General features: G+C 72.7%; 18 protein-coding genes and 1 pseudogene. 7 read left to right on the forward strand and 12 right to left on the reverse strand.

The window, feature by feature from the left end; translation table 11 throughout:
- The first annotated feature begins 128 nt into the window (after nucleotides 1-128).
- Nucleotides 129-260, forward strand: coding sequence for a hypothetical protein (locus Q5762_RS24445; RefSeq protein WP_315894367.1), 132 nt, complete (start codon nucleotides 129-131; stop codon nucleotides 258-260).
- Nucleotides 261-386: 126 nt separating this feature from the next.
- On the opposite strand, the gene Q5762_RS24450 is transcribed toward Q5762_RS24445, so the two are convergent.
- The 3 genes from Q5762_RS24450 to Q5762_RS24460 form a co-directional block, all read right to left on the reverse strand.
- On the reverse strand, nucleotides 387-965 hold the full coding sequence (locus Q5762_RS24450; protein ID WP_315894368.1) for a tellurite resistance TerB family protein: 579 nt from the start codon (nucleotides 963-965) through the stop codon (nucleotides 387-389).
- A 96-nt stretch (nucleotides 966-1,061) separates the two neighbouring features.
- On the reverse strand, nucleotides 1,062-1,586 hold the full coding sequence (locus Q5762_RS24455; RefSeq protein WP_315894369.1) for an O-acetyl-ADP-ribose deacetylase: 525 nt from the start codon (nucleotides 1,584-1,586) through the stop codon (nucleotides 1,062-1,064).
- Between the two features lie 7 nt (nucleotides 1,587-1,593).
- Nucleotides 1,594-3,015, reverse strand: a complete 1,422-nt coding sequence (locus tag Q5762_RS24460; protein ID WP_315894370.1) for an NAD(P)/FAD-dependent oxidoreductase — start codon at nucleotides 3,013-3,015, stop codon at nucleotides 1,594-1,596.
- A 209-nt stretch (nucleotides 3,016-3,224) separates the two neighbouring features.
- On the opposite strand from Q5762_RS24460, the gene Q5762_RS24465 reads away from it, so the two are divergent.
- From Q5762_RS24465 to Q5762_RS24480, 4 genes are all read left to right on the forward strand, one after another.
- Complete coding sequence (locus tag Q5762_RS24465; RefSeq protein WP_315894371.1) at nucleotides 3,225-4,241, forward strand: hypothetical protein; 1,017 nt, start codon at nucleotides 3,225-3,227, stop codon at nucleotides 4,239-4,241.
- A gap of 142 nt (nucleotides 4,242-4,383) precedes the next feature.
- Nucleotides 4,384-4,968, forward strand: coding sequence for a hypothetical protein (locus Q5762_RS24470; RefSeq protein ID WP_315894372.1), 585 nt, complete (start codon nucleotides 4,384-4,386; stop codon nucleotides 4,966-4,968).
- Between the two features lie 103 nt (nucleotides 4,969-5,071).
- Nucleotides 5,072-6,127, forward strand: a complete 1,056-nt coding sequence (locus Q5762_RS24475; protein ID WP_315894373.1) for a biotin/lipoate A/B protein ligase family protein — start codon at nucleotides 5,072-5,074, stop codon at nucleotides 6,125-6,127.
- Nucleotides 6,128-6,149: 22 nt separating this feature from the next.
- Nucleotides 6,150-7,040 carry a hypothetical protein gene (locus tag Q5762_RS24480; protein WP_315894374.1) on the forward strand — a complete coding sequence of 297 codons (891 nt, stop codon included), beginning with the start codon at nucleotides 6,150-6,152 and terminating at the stop codon, nucleotides 7,038-7,040.
- Here Q5762_RS24480 and Q5762_RS24485 read toward each other — a convergent pair.
- The 3 genes from Q5762_RS24485 to Q5762_RS24495 all read right to left on the reverse strand — a co-directional run bounded on the left by Q5762_RS24485 (nucleotide 7,037) and on the right by Q5762_RS24495 (nucleotide 9,727).
- Complete coding sequence (locus tag Q5762_RS24485; protein ID WP_315894375.1) at nucleotides 7,037-8,449, reverse strand: amidase; 1,413 nt, start codon at nucleotides 8,447-8,449, stop codon at nucleotides 7,037-7,039. The genes Q5762_RS24480 and Q5762_RS24485 overlap by 4 nt on opposite strands.
- Nucleotides 8,450-8,563: 114 nt before the next feature.
- Nucleotides 8,564-9,247 carry a DUF6766 family protein gene (locus Q5762_RS24490; RefSeq protein WP_315894376.1) on the reverse strand — a complete coding sequence of 228 codons (684 nt, stop codon included), beginning with the start codon at nucleotides 9,245-9,247 and terminating at the stop codon, nucleotides 8,564-8,566.
- An 81-nt stretch (nucleotides 9,248-9,328) separates the two neighbouring features.
- Nucleotides 9,329-9,727, reverse strand: a complete 399-nt coding sequence (locus Q5762_RS24495; RefSeq protein WP_315894377.1) for a hypothetical protein — start codon at nucleotides 9,725-9,727, stop codon at nucleotides 9,329-9,331.
- Nucleotides 9,728-9,961: 234 nt separating this feature from the next.
- Here Q5762_RS24495 and Q5762_RS24500 point away from each other — a divergent pair, with 234 nt between their 5' ends.
- The gene (locus Q5762_RS24500) at nucleotides 9,962-10,117 is read left to right on the forward strand and encodes a DUF6131 family protein (protein ID WP_315894378.1); all 156 of its coding nucleotides are present in this window, start codon (nucleotides 9,962-9,964) and stop codon (nucleotides 10,115-10,117) included.
- 216 nt (nucleotides 10,118-10,333) lie between these two features.
- Here Q5762_RS24500 and Q5762_RS24505 read toward each other — a convergent pair whose 3' ends face one another.
- From Q5762_RS24505 to Q5762_RS24525, 5 genes are all read right to left on the reverse strand, one after another.
- Nucleotides 10,334-11,335 (reverse strand): TIGR03842 family LLM class F420-dependent oxidoreductase, encoded by a 1,002-nt coding sequence (locus tag Q5762_RS24505; RefSeq protein ID WP_315894379.1) that lies wholly within the window; start codon nucleotides 11,333-11,335, stop codon nucleotides 10,334-10,336.
- 12 nt (nucleotides 11,336-11,347) lie between these two features.
- Complete coding sequence (hydA, locus tag Q5762_RS24510) at nucleotides 11,348-12,751, reverse strand: dihydropyrimidinase (protein WP_315894380.1); 1,404 nt, start codon at nucleotides 12,749-12,751, stop codon at nucleotides 11,348-11,350.
- Between the two features lie 28 nt (nucleotides 12,752-12,779).
- Nucleotides 12,780-14,060 (reverse strand): aspartate aminotransferase family protein, encoded by a 1,281-nt coding sequence (locus tag Q5762_RS24515; protein ID WP_315894381.1) that lies wholly within the window; start codon nucleotides 14,058-14,060, stop codon nucleotides 12,780-12,782.
- Nucleotides 14,057-14,899, reverse strand: a complete 843-nt coding sequence (locus Q5762_RS24520; protein ID WP_315894382.1) for a nitrilase-related carbon-nitrogen hydrolase — start codon at nucleotides 14,897-14,899, stop codon at nucleotides 14,057-14,059. The genes Q5762_RS24515 and Q5762_RS24520 overlap by 4 nt, the downstream gene beginning before the upstream one ends.
- 198 nt (nucleotides 14,900-15,097) lie before the next feature.
- A complete protein-coding gene (locus tag Q5762_RS24525) occupies nucleotides 15,098-15,655 on the reverse strand; it encodes a TetR/AcrR family transcriptional regulator (RefSeq protein WP_315894383.1) in 558 nt (185 codons plus the stop codon).
- Between the two features lie 99 nt (nucleotides 15,656-15,754).
- Between Q5762_RS24525 and Q5762_RS24530 the strand changes: the two genes are divergently transcribed.
- Nucleotides 15,755-16,369, forward strand: coding sequence for a DUF2867 domain-containing protein (locus Q5762_RS24530; protein WP_315894384.1), 615 nt, complete (start codon nucleotides 15,755-15,757; stop codon nucleotides 16,367-16,369).
- 21 nt (nucleotides 16,370-16,390) lie between these two features.
- Here the strand turns inward: Q5762_RS24530 and Q5762_RS24535 are convergent.
- Nucleotides 16,391-17,381 (reverse strand): annotated as a pseudogene (locus tag Q5762_RS24535) (hypothetical protein); the annotation flags it as partial.

Below are 17,381 nucleotides of genomic sequence, written 5' to 3' on the forward strand. Positions count from 1 at the left end.
GGCCGGCCGGGCACCTCGTCGGTGTTCCCGAATGCTCACCTCAGGAGGCTTCGATCCCCAGCCGCGCGTGGGAGCAGGGTCTGCCCGACCGGTACGTCGCCACCACCGCCGCCGCCCGGGACCCGGAGGTGCGTACGGCGGCACGCGACAGCTGGCGCTGGAGCCGCGACCTGGCCGCCGAGGCGGCCGACCGCTGGGCCGTCCGCCTCCCTCACGAACTGCACGAGGAGATCGGCGCTCTCCTGAACCACCGTCACTGACGATCGGCCGGGGCCGGGCCGGTCGGGACCGGCTGGGGCCGGGCCGGTCGGGGCCGGACCGATCGGGACCGGTCGGGGCCGGGCCGATCGGGGCCGCAGGGCCCTCACGCGGTCCCGGCCGGTCCGTCAGAGGCCGAAGACCTGGGGGGACATGCCGAGCGTCGTGCACGCCTCCCGGAGGACCTGCTCCTCGGCCGGGGCCATGTACCCGTCCGCGCCGGCGATGACGAAGCCGATCTGCACGACCGCCTTGGCCTCCACCGGCTTCTTCGCCGCCTTGGCGATCTCCTGCAGGGCCTCGGCCTTGCCCTGCTGGAAGTTGGACGTCAGCCGGTCGACGTGCTTGTTGAAGCGCTGCTGCAGCTGCTCGGGCGGGAAGTTCCGCAGGACGTCGTTCTGCAGGATCAGCGACTCCACGTGCTGCCGCTCGGCCGGGTCGACCGACCCGTCGGCGGCCGCGACCAGGGCGCACATGGCCATGCTGGCGTCCCGGTAGGCACCGCTCTTCAGCTCCGCCTTGAGGGAGGCGAGCTGGGACTTGACCACGCCCACGAGCTGGGCCTTCGACCCTCCGCCCGCGCCGGAGCCGGACCCGGAACCCGCACCCGCACCCGGCTGTCCGTGGCCGCCGCCGGAGCCGCGCGCTCCCTGGGCCTGCTGCTGCAGCCCCTTGGCCTGGTCCTTGATCCGGTCCCACATCGCCATCCGTGCCACCTCGGCTAGCCGTTCACCCGACCGCGCGTGTTCCGCACGTCGCCCTGGAAACGGCCACCGACTCCCCCGAGTTCCCTGCCCGCCGAGCTACACCGAGCGGACCCGCCGGGCGAACGCCTGGTAGGCCTCCTCGTCGTAGAGGACGAACCTGACCTCCTCGACGGCGCTCTCCGCGCTCCGTACCGTCTCGACCGCGATGCGCGCGCCGTCGTCCATGGGCCAGCCGTAGATCCCCGTGGAGATGGCCGGGAAGGCGACCGTCCGCGCGCCCAGTTCGTCCGCCACGCGGAGCGACTCGCGGTAGCAGGAGGCCAGTTGGTCCGAGCGGTCCTCGTCGCGGGACCAGACCGGGCCCACCGTGTGGATCACCCAGCGCGCGTCGAGCAGGCCCGCCGTCGTGGCGACCGCCTGGCCGGTGGCGAGGCCCTTCCCGTAGTGCCCGGCCCGGAGCGCACGGCACTCCGCCAGGATCTCGGGCCCGCCCCGCCGGTGGATCGCGCCGTCGACGCCGCCTCCGCCGAGCAGGGAGGAGTTCGCGGCGTTGACGATGGCGTCCGCGTGCTGGTCCGTGATGTCGCCGAAGTCGAGGACGACGGCCGGGTGCGTGGTCATACGGCCATCATCGCCCGGCCGCCCGGAGCCTGCGCCAGACCGCCTTCGCCGCGTTGTGTCCGGACATGCCGTGCACGCCCGGCCCCGGCGGGGTCGCGGAGGAGCAGAGGAACACGGCCGGGTGCGGGGTGGTGTACGGGAAGAGGGAGAGCTTCGGGCGTAGCAGCAGCTGGAGTCCGCGCGCCGCGCCGCAGGCGATGTCGCCGCCCACGTAGTTGACGTTGCGGGCGGCGAGTTCCGCCGGGCCGGCCGTGGCGCGGGCCAGGATCAGGTCGCGGAAGCCGGGCGCGAACCGCTCGATCTGGCGCTCGATCGCGTCCGTGAGGTCGCCGTCCCAGCCGTTGGGCACATGGCCGTACGCCCAGTAGACGTGCTTGCCCTCGGGGGCGCGGCCGGGGTCGACGAGGGTGGGCTGGGCGGTGATGAGGAACGGCGTCCGGGGGGCCGTACCGGAGGAGGCCTGGCGCAGGGCGGCGCCGATCTCGCCGCTGCTCGGCCCGATCTGGACGGTCCCGGCCTCGCGCGGGGCCTCGGCCGTCCAGGGCACGGGGCCGTCGAGCGCGTAGTCGATCTTGAAGGCGGCGGCGCCGTACCGGTAGTGGTCGTAGTACCCGCCGAAGCCGGCGATCCGGGCGAGGGCGGTCGGCGAGGTGTCGAAGACGTACGCGCGGGCGGGCGGCAGGTCGTCGAGGCGCTTCACCTCGTAGTCGGTGTGGACCGCGCCGCCGAGGTCCTTCAGGTACGCGGTGAGGGCGTCCGAGATCGACTGGGAGCCGCCCCGGGGCAGCGGCCAGCCGCCCTCGTGCGCGGCCAGCGCGAAGACGAGCCCGACCGCCGAGGTGGCGAACCCGTCGAGCGGGGCGATGACATGGCCGACGAGGCCGGCGAACAGGGCGCGGGCCTTGTCGTCCTGGAAGCGGCGCGTGAGCCAGGTCGAGGGCCGCAGACCGTCGAGGCCGAACCGGGCCAGCGTGACCGGGTCCCGGGGCAGCGCGGTGAGCGGCAGGGACATGAAGTCCCGGGTCAGGGTGTCCCACTTGCCGAGGTACGGGGCGATCAGGCGGCGGTACGTGCCGGCGTCGCGCGGCCCGAAGGAGGCCGCGGTCTCGGCGACGGACCGGGAGAGCACGGCGGCGCTGCCGTCGTCCCACGGGTGGGCCATCGGCAGGCGCGGGTGCAGCCATTCAAGGCCGTACCGGTCGAGCGGCATCGTCTTGAAGACGGGCGAGCCGATCCCGAGCGGGTGCACGGCGGAGCAGGGGTCGTGGCGGAAGCCGGGGAGGGTCAGCTCCTCGGTCCGCGCGCCGCCCCCGATGGTGGACCGGGCTTCGAACACGGCGACGGAGAAGCCCCTGCGGGCGAGTTCCACCGCGGCGGTCAGTCCGTTGGGCCCCGCCCCCACGACGACGGCATCGAGCATCGACGGCACCTTGGGACTCCTTCGTCAGCCGATGGCCAAGGATCCCAGGATATTCCGGTGCGCCGCCGGGCTTCACCGCCCCCGCGGCAGTGTCCGGATCCGCTCGGTGCGCCCCTGCCCGGCGCGGCTCGGGGATTCGGCCGCCCGGGGGCGGGGCAGATGGTCGAGGACCAGGGTCCGCCGGGCCCGCGTCCACCCGTCGGGGGAGGTGAGGCGGAGTGCCCGCCCAGCATCAGGAACGCCGGTCCTTGGTTTCCTACGCCTTCGCGCTGGCCTGTCTGGCGGCGCTCACCGTCGGCCTGGCGATGGCCTGGTTCGACGACGGGCTGACCGCGCGCGCCATCATGTCCGCCGTCGGGCTCAACCTGGTCGCGAGCGTCATCTTCGCCGTGATCTTCACGCTCCTCAGCCAGCGCATCCAGGAGCGGAGCCTGGACGCCACCTTGAAGGAGGGGCTGGCGGAGTTCTCGACGAACGTGACCGCCGAGCTCGCCAAAGGCCGGCGCGAGTACCTGCCCCAGGCCCTCTACCCTCCGGTCGAGCCGGCCGGCGGGAGCTACGGGGACCGGTTCAACATCGACATGACCAGGAGCCTGGAGCAGACCGGGTCCTACGCGTTCCGCGGCCCGAGCGCCCGTTACGTGGCCGCCCGGCTGCGCAGGTCGAGCCACTACCCCCACCAGGTGACCGTGGCGATGCTCAGCCCCGGCGACTCCCGCGCGGTCGCCCGGAGGGCGGCGGACCGCCGGCACTGGACCCGGTTCGCGGGCCAGACGGCGGAGGAGCTGGAGGAGGGGCTGCGCCGCGAACTCGTCCTGAGCGTGGTGTCGCTCTTCGACTACCGCCGGTACTGCCCGATCAACCTCCTGTACACGGAGGACACGGCGGTCTACCGCTACGAGATGTTCGACGACTCGGTGTACATCTCCTGGTACCACGGGGACAGTTCGGAGGCCCGGGAGATGCCCGAGACGATCCGGTTCGGCCGGGAGTCGTTCATGTACCGGACCCTCCAACTCGACCTGTGGCGCCGCTTCGACATCTCGTCCAGCACGGTCACCTTCACCGCCACCCACGACGACGAGGACCTCAAGACGCACCTCGGCTCCGTGATCGGACGGCCCGTCACCGACGCCGACCTCCGCCGGTGGCGGGCGGAGTACGAGACATACGTCCACGACTTCACCCTCTACCTGGACACCGTCTACGAGCACGTCGACCGACTCCGGCCCTGACCCGACCTGGCCGGACGTGACGTGACCCGACCTGACCCGACCAGATCCGGCCACCGGCCGCCGGCCCGCGCGAGGAGGAACCCTGTCCGGAACCGTCACCGCCCTGCGCGCGCTGCTCTCGGCGGGCGGCGGCCCCGAGCCCATGCGCCCGCTCGTCGCGGGCCTGCTGCGGGACCTCGCCGATCAGCGCCTCGACGCCCCGGCCGTCCGTCACCCGCTGGGCTTCCTGTACGCCCCGCTCCACCGGCTGCCCGATTCGGTGCTGCGCATCCACCTGTGGCCCGCCCGGCCGCACTGGTACACGCTGACGACCTCGCCGTACCACATGCACGCGTGGGACCTGGTCAGTTACGTGCATACGGGCACGGTCCGGAACACGACACTGGTCGTCTCCCCGTGCCGGGAGGACGAGGGCTACCGGGTCTTCGACGTGCACGGCGAGGCGAACGTGGACCGTCTCGTACCGTCGCGCGACACGGTACGGATCTCCGGGCGGGGCGACGAGACGCTGGCCGCGGGATCGGTGTACCGGCTGCCCGTGGGCACGTTCCACACGACGGAGCTGACCGGGCCCGGCGGCGCGGTGACCGTGGCCCAGGTGACCCGCGTACCCGGCGCTCGCGAACGCGTCCTCGGCCCCCGCGAGCTGGGACCCCACCGGACCACCCGGACCGTCTGCCCGCCGGGTGAGCTGGCGGCGGCCGCCCGGGCCTTCCTCGACGGCTGACGGCACTCCCCACCGCCAGGGCCCTCCGCCACGACAATCCGCCACGGCGTACGCTTTGGACCGGTTCGACCCTTACGGGTGAGCGGGGCGAGAGGGAGGGTCCGTGCACGGCGAGTACAAGGTTCCCGGCGGGAAGCTGGTGGTGGTCGACCTGGAGGCGCGCGACGGCGTCCTCGCGGACGTCCGGGTCGCGGGCGACTTCTTCCTGGAGCCGGACGAGGCGATCCTCGCCATCGACCGCGCCCTGGAGGGCGCCTCCGTCGACACCGACGCGTCGGGGCTCGCGGCCCGGATCGACGCGGCGCTGCCCCCGGGCACGGAGATGTACGGGCTGACGACGGAGGGCATCGGGGTGGCCGTCCGACGGGCCCTCGCGCACGCCACGGACTGGACCGACTACGACTGGCAGCTGATCCACGAACCGCCGCAGTCCCCCGCCCTGCACATGGCCCTGGACGAGGTCCTCACCGCCGAGGTCGCGGCCGGGCGCCGCCCGCCGACCCTGCGGGTCTGGGAGTGGGGCGCGCCGGCCGTGGTGATCGGCAGCTTCCAGTCGCTGCGCAACGAGGTGGACCCGGAGGCGGCCGAACGGCACGGCATCGAGGTGGTGCGCCGGATCAGCGGCGGCGGGGCCATGTTCATCGAGCCCGGCAACACCATCACGTACTCGCTCTCGGTCCCGGACGCCCTGGTCCAGGGGCTGTCCTTCACCGACAGCTACGCCTATCTCGACGACTGGGTCCTCGGCGCGCTCGGCGACATGGGCGTCAAGGCCTGGTACCAGCCGCTGAACGACATCGCCACGGACGCCGGGAAGATCGCGGGCGCGGCGCAGAAGCGCGTGGCGGCGGGCGCGGGCGCGGTGCTGCACCACGTGACGATGGCGTACGACATCGACGCCGCCAAGATGACGGACGTCCTGCGGATCGGCCGCGAGAAGCTCTCCGACAAGGGCACGAAGAGCGCGAAGAAGCGGGTGGACCCGCTGCGCCGGCAGACGGGGCTGCCGCGCGAGGCGGTCATCGAGCGGATGATCGCCTCCTTCCGCGACCGGTACGGCCTGTCGGAGGGGCGGGTCACGGAGGAGGAGCTGGCGCGGGCGAAGGAGCTGGCGGCGACGAAGTTCTCGACGGTGGAGTGGACGGCCCGGGTGCCGTAGACCGCCCCCGTAGGCTGGGGCGATGCATGTCGAACGGCCGGTGAAGCCGGGTCTGCGGATGGAGTGCGCCGACGGGCGGCGGTTGCTGCTCCTCCAGGACGGCGCCCCCGTGCTCTTCGCACGGCAGCGTGCGACCCACCATGGCCTGCACTACGCCAGGACCGGCCGGTACGTCTCCCCGCTGGCTCCGCTCCGGGCCGAACAGGCGCGCGCGTTCGCCGAGTTCACCGAGCCGGCGAGCGAGCAGTGGACGGAGCGCTGGGCGGCGTACGCGGCGGCGGCACTGCGTACGGCAGCCACCAACGGGCCTCTCCACGAAGGGGATTGGAACATCACGCCTGGACTCTCCGGGTGGTTCGCGGACGTCAACTGGCCCAAACTGCTCTCCCACGACCCCGATCGGGGCCATCTCACCTGGTTCGGCTACGGCGATCCGGACGAGGACGCGCGGGATCTGCTGCCGCTGCGGGCGCTGTCGCATCCGGAGGCGCCGCGCGTGAAGGCGTACCGCCGTCAGCACCGGGAGGGCATCCTGCCGCCGGTCCTCGCCTGGTGGATCAGCGGGCTCAACTCCCCTGTGGTGCTTGACGGTCACGACCGGCTGACGGCGACGCTCGCCGAGGGAGACCGGCCTCGCCTCCTGGTCCTGTCGCGGGCGGTGGACGCGGACTGGATCGCACTGTGCGCGGAACGACCGGTGCTGGAGTACGAGAAGAAGATGGCCGCGATGACGGGCGGCCCCATGGCGACCGTGTACGCGTCCGCCGAAGCGCGTCGGCTCGCGGAGACCCTGCGGAACATCGCCACTGCTCCGGACATCACCAGGGCCTGGCCGCTGCCGGGTGGCGTGGCGGCCTGGGAGGCGGCGGTGGAGGAGCACGTCCAAGGCTGGGCCCCGGACGCCGACCGCTAGAGCGCCGGGGCGGGCTCCGGTGGACGGTGGGCGAACCACTTCTGGTCGTCCTCCAGTTGGGCCGCGAGCGAGATCAGCAGCGGCTCGCTGCCCGCCGGGCCGAGGAGTTGGGCGCCGATCGGCAGGCCCTCGGGGGTGAAGCCGGCCGGGACGTTCACGCCGGGCCAGCCGAGGACGTTCCACGGCCAGGCGTAGGGGCAGGCGGAGGCCATCGTCAGGTCCGTGCGCCAGGCCGGCATCGTGTCGAAGGTGCCGATCCGGGGCGGCGGCACGGCCGTCGTCGGGGCGAGCAGCACGTCGTACGCGTCGAAGAAGGCCCCGATCCTGCGGTGCTGGTGGGCCTCGCGGGTGCGGGCGGTGCGCAGCGCCCGGCCGGCGAGACGACGGCCGCTGCGGGCCGCGCCGCGGGTGCGCGGGTCGAGCAGCGCGGGGTGGGGGTGCCGGTCGACGTACTCGGCGATCCCGGCGGTCGCGCGCGGCAGGAAACTCAGCCCGATCAGGCCGTAGCGGGGCCGCGCCTCCTCCACCGTGTGGCCGAGCCCGGTGAGCGCGTCGGCGAGATCGGCGACGGCCCGGCGTATGGCACGGTCGAGCGGGTTGTACGTGGCGGTGAACGGGGCCCGCCAGGCGAGCGCGATCCGCAGCCGGCCGGGCTCCCGGCGGGCCGCCGCCGAGGCGTCGACGGCGGTCGGCTGGAAGCGGTCGCCGGGATGCGGCCCGGCGACCGCGTCGAGGAGCAGGGCGGCATCGCCGACGGTACGGGCGAGCGGGCCGTTGACGGTGAGGCCCTGGAAGCAGTCGTCGTACGGGTGGACGGAGACCCGGCCGCGCTGCGGTTTGATGCCGACGAGATGGGTCCAGGCGGCGGGTATCCGGATGGAGCCCGCGCCGTCGGAGCCGAGCGCGGCCGGCACGATCCCGGCGGCGACGGCCGCCGCGGATCCCCCGGAGGACCCGCCGGGGGTGTGGCCGGTGTGCCACGGGTTACGGGTGGCGCCGAAAGCGGGGCCTTCCGTGAACGGCCACTGGCCCAGTTCGCAGGCGTTGGTCTTGCCGACGACGACCGCGCCGGCGGCCCGGAGCCGCCGTACCGCCTCGCCGTCCTCGGCCTTGTCGGGAAGGTCCCCGGCGCAGCCGAAGCGGGTGGGCAGTCCGGCGACGTCGGTGTCGTCCTTGACGGCCATCGGGACGCCGAGCAGCGGCAGCCGGTCGCCCCGCGCGAGCCTGCGGTCGGCCTCCGCCGCCTCGGCGAGGGCGGCCTCGGGCCGGGTGGCGCGGAAGGCGTTGAGGGTGGGCTGCGTGGCGGCGATCCGGCCGAGCGCCGCCTGCACGAGGGCGGTCGACGTGACCGTACCCTCGGCCAACTGCCGTGCCTGCTCGGCCAGTCCGCTGTACTCGACCGCACTCACGACAGCCCCCTCGTCTCGACGGATGCCGGAACCCTACTGGAGCGTAACCTCGTTGTCAGCAGGCGTCCGGATGTCCTGCGGGGCGGCGCCGGCGGGCCGGGGCACGAGGCCGTCTCAGCCCTCGACCCCGGTGGCGTCGTGGGCCGCGCCGACGGGCTTGGACTCAGGTGAGCCGCGCTGGCGGAGGTAGACGGACAGGACCGCCATCGCGGCGACCGCGAGGAGCTCGGACTGCCAGTTCTGCAGCGTCCGGTTCCAGAATTCGGCCGAGCCGAGGTACGTGACCCAGCCGACCGGGTCGTGACGCTGCCGCAACTGCTCCTCGTTGAAGGCGATGCGTCCGGTGACGGACTGGGCCAGCCAGGACAGTCCGAACACCATGAGCATGACCGTGCCGAGAGACCGGGAGTACAGGGCCTGCCGCACTCCCCCGGCGCCCGCCCATCGCGGTGAGTCCGACCGCGCCCACCTGCCGACCCGCTGCTCCCGGTCCGACTCGGTCCCGGTCTTGTCGAGCCGTTTGGACTCCGGGGAGCCGCGCTGCAACAGCCATACCGTTCCGATGATGTACAGGGAGAACTGGAGGAACTCCGACTGCCAGTTCTCCATGACGTCCACCATGAAGGCGGAGGAGAACAGGTACGCGGTGAACGTGGGCGGGTGAAGCCCCTCCGCGGTCAGGACGGCGGTGAGTTCGGCGTGGCCGGACAGCGCCTGACCGGCCAGGGAGAGCAGGAAGCCGGCGAGGAAGGCCAGGGTGAGGCCGTTCTCGCGGAGGAGGTGCCGTAGGCGCGTCACCGCTGCGACAGCCCGACGGCGAATGCGTACGCAAGGCCGGCGAGGATGACGGCCAGGCAGAGCAGGAACACCGCGCGCACCTCAGTCCCCGTCCACGGCGCACCGGTACGGGCGCGGGGGCCGGGGCACGCAGCCGGCCGCCGTGACCTTCCAGCCGTCGGGAAAGGCGGCGAGGAACAGGGTGTCCGCGGCGAACACGGCACGAGCCTGGGAACCGAAGACGTCCACCCGGCGCGCGCGGCCCACCGCCGGGACGAGGTCGAGGGAGGCCAGGGCCGTGGCGCACGGGCCATGGCGTGCGAGTTCCTCCCGGGTGGCGGGGGCCAGGGCGGCGCAGGCTCTCATGGTGTCCTGGTCCCGCAGCGCGGCTTCGAACCCGGCCGCCGCCTCCGCCACGGCGGCCGACCGCGCGTCGGCCGCGCCGCACCCGGCGGCGGCCAGGGTCAGGCCCAGCAGGAGGGGGGTGACGTTCCGGCGCATGTGCCGAGCATGGATCGCCGCGTCGCTTCGGTACGGCGATCCGCGCCGGCGACACGCCGCGGGGTGGGCTGTCCGTGTTCCGGGCAGCCGGGAAAGTACCGCCGGGCACCCATACAGCGGCGGGATTCGGGCACACGCGGCACATGGGTGGCGGGGCACGAGGACCGCGCCGCCCCACCGTCTGTCCCGTGGCGCCGCCGCGCGGCGGGGCCGTTCCAGAGACCGAGGCACGCCATGATCCTCGTCGGACTCATCCTTATGGTCATCGGATTCGCCACCGGCGTCTCCGTCCTGTGGACGATCGGGGTCGTCCTGGTCGTCGTGGGGGCCGTCCTGTGGATCCTCGGCGCCGTCGGCCACGCCGTGGGAGGCCGACGCCACTACTGGTAATCCCGGAGCACCCGACGAGCCCAGCTCGGAGCGCGGCGGCGGCCTTGGCGCCCGCACCCCGAGCACAGTCGGCACCGGCCTGACCCACCAGCAGCTGTAGTTCGTGGGACCCCATCGGCTACTGCGGGCTGATCATCGTGCGCGGATGCCGCTATTGCGACCGGGCGGAAACGGCTCTGGGCGACCGTCGGCGCGGGGCGGCATTTCGTGAGCGGGCTAGGAGTTGAGGGCCGGGATGATCTCGGAGCCGTACGCGTCGATCGTCACTTCCTTCGCGTCGTGCATGTTGTAGACGGCGAACTGGTCGACGCCCAACTCCCGCAGCCGGCGCAGTTTTTCGATGTGGGCCTCGGGCGGGCCGAGCAGGCAGAAGCGGTCCACGATCTCGTCGGGGACGAAGTCGGTGGAGGGGTTGTCGGCGCGGCCGTGGTGGCTGTAGTCGTAGCCGTGCCGGTCCTTGATGTACGCGGTGAGGGCCTCGGGGACCATGTCGGAGTGTTCGCCGTACTTGGCGACCAGGTCGGCGACGTGGTTGCCGACCATGCCGCCGAACCAGCGGCACTGCTCGCGGGCGTGCGCCAGGTCGTCGCCGACGTACGCGGGGGCGGCGACGCAGATCGTGAGCGCGTCGGGGTCGCGGCCGGCGTCCTCCGCCGCCTTGCGGACCGCCTTCACCATCCATTCCGTCAGGAACTCGTCGGCGAGCTGGAGGATGAAGCCGTCGGCCTTCTGGCCGGCGAGGGCGAGGGCCTTCGGGCCGTACGCGGCCATCCAGACCGGCAGTTTGCCGCCCGCCACCCACGGGATACGGATCGGGCTGCCGTCCACCACGGCTTCCCGGCCCTCCGCCAGGTCGCGGATGACGTCGATGGCCTCGCCCAGCCGCGCCAGGGTGTTCGGCTTGCGGCCCGCCACACGCATCGCGGAGTCGCCGCGGCCGATGCCGCAGATCGTCCGGTTGCCGTACATGTCGTTGAGGGTCGCGAAGGTGGAGGCGGTCACCTCCCACGTCCGCGTGCCCGGGTTCGTCACCATCGGGCCGACGTGCAGCTTGGTGGTGTGTTCGAGGATGCGGCTGTAGATGACGAAGGGCTCCTGCCACAGCACGGCGGAGTCGAAGGTCCAGCCGTAGCGGAAGCCGTTGCGCTCCGCGCGGCGCATCAGGCCGACGACCTCGGAGGCGGGCGGGTCGGTCTGCAGGACGAGTCCGAAGTCCACGTCGTCGTTCTCCTAGTTCAGGTACTGGCAGGTGGATCGCGGCGTGAAGACGCCGTGGCCGGCGCGGCCCACGTACTTCCGCTGGTCGATGACGAGTTCACCGCGCGAGAGGACCGTCTCGACCTGGCCGGTGACGGTCTTGCCCTCGTACGCCGAGTAGTCGACGTTCATGTGGTGGGTCTCCGCCGACAGGGTCTGCACCGCGTGCGGGTCGTAGATCACCACGTCCGCGTCCGCGCCCGGCGCGATCGTGCCCTTCTGCGGGTACATCCCGAACATCCGCGCCGGGGACGCGCAGGCGATCTCGATCCAGCGGCGGCGGGAGATGTGGCCGTCCACCACGGCCTGGTGGAGCAGGTCCATGCGGTTCTCCACACCCGGCAGGCCGTTGGGGATCTTCGAGAAGTCCCCTCGGCCCAGATCCTTCTGGCCCGTGAAGCAGAAGGGACAGTGGTCGGTGGAGACGACCTGGAGGTCGTTCGTCCGCAGGCCGCGCCAGAGTGCCGCCTGGTGCTCCTTCGGGCGCAGGGGCGTACTGCACACGTACTTGGCGCCCTCGAAGCCGGGCTCGGCGAGGTTGTCCGTGGACAGGAACAGGTACTGGGGGCAGGTCTCGCCGAAGACCGGAAGGCCCTTGTCCCGCGCCGCCGCCAGCTCGGCGACGGCCTCCTCCGCCGAGACGTGGACGACGTACAGCGGGGCGCCCGCGACCCGGGCGAGCTGGATGGCCCGGTGGGTCGCCTCCGCCTCAAGGAGGACCTTGCGGACCTCGCCGTGGTAGCGGGGGTCGGTCTCGCCCCGGGCCAGCGCCTGCTCCACCAGTACGTCGATCGCGATGCCGTTCTCGGCGTGCATCATGATCAGCCCGCCGTCGTCGGCGGCCCGCTGCATCGCGCGCAGGATCTGGCCGTCGTCGCTGTAGAAGACCCCCGGGTAGGCCATGAAGAGCTTGAACGAGCTGACGCCCTCCTGGACCAGCCGGTCCATCTCCTTGAGCGTCGACTCGTTCACGTCCGACATGATCATGTGGAAGCCGTAGTCGATCGCGCAGTTGCCGTCGGCCTTGGCGTACCAGGCGTCGAGCCCTTCGCGCAGGGAGTGCCCGACGCTCTGGACGGCGAAGTCGACGATGGTCGTGGTGCCGCCCCAGGCGGCGGCCCGGGTGCCGGTCTCGAAGGTGTCGGAGGCGAACGTGCCGCCGAACGGCAGCTCCATGTGGGTGTGCGCGTCGACGCCGCCCGGGATGACGTAGCGGTCGGTGGCGTCGATCGTACGGTCGGCGGTCCAGCCGGCGGCCGCGTCGGAGCCGTGCGCCGCGAGGGCGGCGATGCGGCCGTCCTCGATCAGGACGTCGGCGTGGATCTCGTCGGCGGCGGTGACGACGAGGCCGCCGCGGATGAGGGTTCGGGTGCTCACGGGTCTCCCCCTGGCTGACGGCGGTGAACTACAGGGACTGGAGGGCCTGTTCGAGGATGGCGGCGCCCTCCTCGGCCTCGGCGACGGTGAGCGAGAGCGGCGGCGCGATCCGCAGGGAACTGGTGTTGTGGCCGCCTCCCTTTCCGATGAGCAGGCCGTTCGCGCGGGCCGCCTCCAGGACGGCCGAGGCCGCCGCCGGGTCCGCCTCGTCGGTGCCGGGCCGGGTCAGTTCGATGCCGAGCATCAGGCCGCGGCCGCGGATCTCCCGTACCGCCTCGACGCCGGCGGCCGCGGCCCGCAGCCGCTCCATCAGCAGGCCGCCGACGCGGCGGGCGTTGCCCTGGAGGTCGTGATCGAGGAGGTACGTGAGGTTGGCGAGGCCCGCGGCCATGGTGATCGGCGAACCGCCGAAGGTGGAGATGGAGTTGGCGTCCAGGCAGTTCATGATCTCGGCGCGGGCGACGACTCCGCCGACCGACATGCCGTTGGCGATGCCCTTGGCGAAGGTGAGGATGTCCGGCGGGCCCGCCGCTTCGTGTGCCTGCCAGCCCCAGAAGTGGTCGCCGGTACGGCCCCAGCCGGTCTGCACCTCGTCGGAGATCCACAGGATGCCGTGCCGGTCGAGGACGCGGCGGAAGGCGGCGTACAGCCCGTCGGGCGGGGAGGTGAAGCCGCCGACGCCCTGGATGGGTTCGGCGATCAGCGCGGCGACGTCCCGGGTGTGGCCGAGCAGGTCTTCGAGGTCGGCGACACAGGCGTCGATGAAGCGCTCGTCGGTGTACTGGGCGTACGGGCCGCGGGTGCGGACGCCGCCGTGCACGTACAGGGTCTGGAGCGGCGAGAGGCTCGTCGGGGACCAGGCGCGGTTGCCGGTGATGCCGACGGTGGAGAAGGAACGGCCGTGGTAGCTGTTGCGCATCGCCAGGATCTGGTTGGAGCGGCGGTACGCGGTGGCGAGCAGCAGGGCCGTGTCGTTGGCCTCGGTGCCGGAGGTGGTGAAGAAGACCCGGGCGTCGGGGATGCCGGACAGGACGGCGATCCGCTCGGCGAGCTCCACCATGGGGCGGTTGAGGTAGAGGGTGGAGGAGTGGATGATCCGGCCGGCCTGCTCGGCGACGGCCTTGGTGACCTCGGGCACGGCGTGCGCGGTCATCGTGGTGAGGATGCCGCCGAAGAAGTCGAGGTACCGGGTGCCGTCGGCGTCCCAGACGTGGCGGCCCTCGCCGTGGGTGATCTCGATGGGGTCCTTGTAGTAGAGGGCGACCCAGTCGGGGATGACGGCGCGGTGGCGGGCATAGAGGTCGGTCACGGCTGCACCAGCCCGTCGTAGGCGTCGGGGCGGCGGTCGCGGTAGAAGGCCCACTGCTGCCGGACCTGGTCGATGAGGCGGAAGTCGAGGTCCCGGACGATGAGTTCCTCGGCCTTGTCGGAGGCGACCTCGCCGACGAACTGGCCGCGCGGGTCGACGAAGTAGCTCGTGCCGTAGAAGTCGTTGTCGCCGTACTCCTCCTGACCGACCCGGTTGATCGCCGCGACGAAGTACTCGTTGGCGACGGCGGCGGCGGGCTGCTCCAGCTGCCAGAGGTAGGAGGAGAGGCCGCGCGAGGTGGCCGACGGGTTGTAGACCAACTGGGCTCCGTTGAGGCCGAGTTGACGCCAGCCCTCGGGGAAGTGCCGGTCGTAGCAGATGTAGACGCCGACCTTGCCGACGGCGGTGTCGAAGACCGGCCAGCCGGCGTTGCCGGGGCGGAAGTAGAACTTCTCCCAGAAGCCCTTGACCTGCGGGATGTGATGCTTGCGGTACTTGCCGAGGTACGAACCGTCGGCGTCGATGACGGCGGCGGTGTTGTAGTAGAAGCCGGCGCCCTCGACCTCGAAGACGGGGACGACGATCACCATGCCGGTCTCGCGGGCGAGCTCCCGCATCCTGGTGACGGTCGGCCCGTCCGGGACGGGCTCGGCCCAGCGGTAGTGCTCGGGGTCCTGCACCTGGCAGAAGTAGGGGGCGTTGAAGACCTCCTGGAACCCGATGACCTTGGCACCCTGCCGGGCCGCCTCCCGGGCGTGCTCCTCGTGCTTGGCGATCATGGATTCGGTGTCGCCGGTCCAGGTCGCCTGGACGAGTGCGGCGCGTACGACGTCGGTCATGAGCTGCTCCTTCGGCGCGGCGTCAGAGAGCCTCTACGCACGTAGACGCGGTGCGTAGGAGGAGAACGTAAGCCCCGTCCCAGCCCGGAGCAAGACCACCGCCGTGAACCGCCGGAGTCGATCATGTTTCATACCCGAGTGGTCCATGTCGGACACGCACCGACACGCTCGGATCGCGGACGGGAGCCGGGCGGGCGGTTACCGCAGGAGCCACTCGGCGGTCAGCGCCATCACTTCGGGGCGGGTGCGGCCGGCGTGGTCGGCGGCGATGAAGTGGGTGCCGATCCGGACCGAGAAGGTGAGCATGCAGCGGACCTCGACCTCGTCCTCGTCGGGGACGAAGTCGCGGAACAGCGTGCGCAGATAGTCCATGCGCCGGTTGTCGGTGCGCCGGAGCCGCTCGGCCACGGAGGCTTCACGGCGGGCCCAGTCGCGGATCGCGAGGTCGACCGGGGTACCGGTCACCGGGCCTTCGAGGGTCGCGACGAGCGCGAACAGCCGCTTCAGCCTGGTGCGGCCGTCTCCGCCGCCGCTCTCCACGCGTTCGATCACCGCCTCGGTGACCTCTCGCTCCCAGGTGTCGAGCATCTCGGCGAGGAGGGCGTCCCGGTTGCGGAAGTACCCGTAGAAGCCGCCCTTGCTGACGCCGAGCGCCTGGGCGAGGGGCTCGATCCGGACGGCCTCGGGGCCGCCGGCGGCGAGCGCGCGCAGCCCCTCCTCGATCCACCTGCCGCGCGGCGTGCGGGTCACGCCCATGATGTGTCTCCCCTCGCATCCCCCTGATCTATACGGTGCCGTATAGATCAGGTGCTAGCCTTGTCTATACGGCAGCGTATAGACAAGGGGCTTGGCGACATGAGACTCCCCAGCACCGCACACACCTCCCGCCCCTGGCGGATCCACGAGATCGCCCCCGACTTCCGCGTCGAGGACGTGTGGGCGCTCCCGACCCCGGGCGGCCCCGACGACCTCGCACGACTGGTGGAGCAGTTCGCGAGCGAGGACGACGGCGGCGGGCGCGGGAGCGGGAGCGACGGGCCGATCTCCTCCCCGGTTCCGCGCCTGCTCTTCGCGATCCGCTGGAAGCTCGGGAAGCTGCTCGGCCTGGACAAGGACGGCTCCGGCGTCGGCGGACGGGTGACCTCCCTGCGCGACCGGCTGCCGGCCGATCTCCGCGAGGGGCCGCGGGGGCCCGACCTCCGGGCGGTCCCCATGACGTCCGTCTACCAGACGCATGACGAGTGGGCGGCCGAGATGGCCAACCGGACCGTCCACGGGCTGATGCACATCGGCTGGGTCCCGGACGGGTCCGGCGGGTACCACGGCCAGATGACGGTCCTGGTGAAGTCGAACGGCCTGCTCGGCGCCGCGTACATGGCGTTCATCAAGCCGTTCCGGTACCTGGGCGTGTACCCCGCGTTCATCAGGGGGATCGGGCGCGAGTGGCAGGCGCGTCGTTCGGGCGTGTGAGCGGAGCGCTCTGACCGTCCGTCAAGCGCCGCCGCCCATGAAGCCCGCGAGGCCCGCGACGCGCAGGGCGTGGAGCAGGTCGCGTTCGCGGTCCGGGGACACCGCGCGGGCGGCTTCCCGGAGTTGCGGGACGAGGCCGTGCGGGTCGGCGGCGGCGAGCTGGGCGGCGTCCTCGGGGGTACGGACCCGGAGGAAGGCCGTGAGCAGGGCGTGGGCCTCGCGGTGATGGCCCTCGGCGTGGAGCGCGGCGCACGCGCCGGCCAGTTCGCCGACCGGGCGGGCGACGCCCTGCCGCAGGAGCTGCTCGCAGTCCCCGGACCGGCCCGCGTCGGCCAGCGCGCCCGCGACGGCGGCGAGGCGTCCGGGCGGCAGCGAGGCCGCCTCCCAGAGGAGGGTGGCCCACTCGGCGCCGAGGCCGACGCGGTGCAGCTCCGCGGCGAGCGCCGGAAGCCGGGCGGGCGGCCCGGCGACGGCCTCGCACAGCAGCGCGTGCGCCTCACCGCTGCGTCCCTGGGCGCGCAGGCGCCGTAGCGCGTACGCGGCGTTGCCCGCCGCCCGGACCGCGTCCGCCTCGGCCTCCCGCGAGGGCGTACGACCCGTGGGCACGGGCGGCACCTCGACCCCACCGAACCGCGCCCCCCGCGGCGCGACCCCGGCGACCGGCAGCTCGACCCCGACGCTCGGCACGACCTCCTGAACCTCCTCGACCACGTCGAGCCCCGCATACCGAGCCCCCCGCGGCTTCCGCCGCGCGGGGGTGGGGGTGGAGGTCGGTACGGGGGTGCGCGCCGCTCCCCCGTCCTGCCCCAGTGGGGCGGGTGCGGGTGCGGGTGCGCGCGCCGGACCCCCGTCCCGGGCCGGCGCCGCTGGGGTGGGCGCGGGGTTGGGTGCGGGTGTACGCGGCGGACCCTCACCCCAGACCAGCGGGGTCGGCTCGGGGTTTGGCGCGGGCGTACGCGCCGGACCCTCGCCCCAGACCAGCGGGGCCGGTACGGGGTTTGGCGCGGGCGTA

This window comes from Streptomyces sp. P9(2023) (assembly GCF_032436795.1).
Taxonomy (GTDB): Bacteria; Actinomycetota; Actinomycetes; order Streptomycetales; family Streptomycetaceae; genus Streptomyces.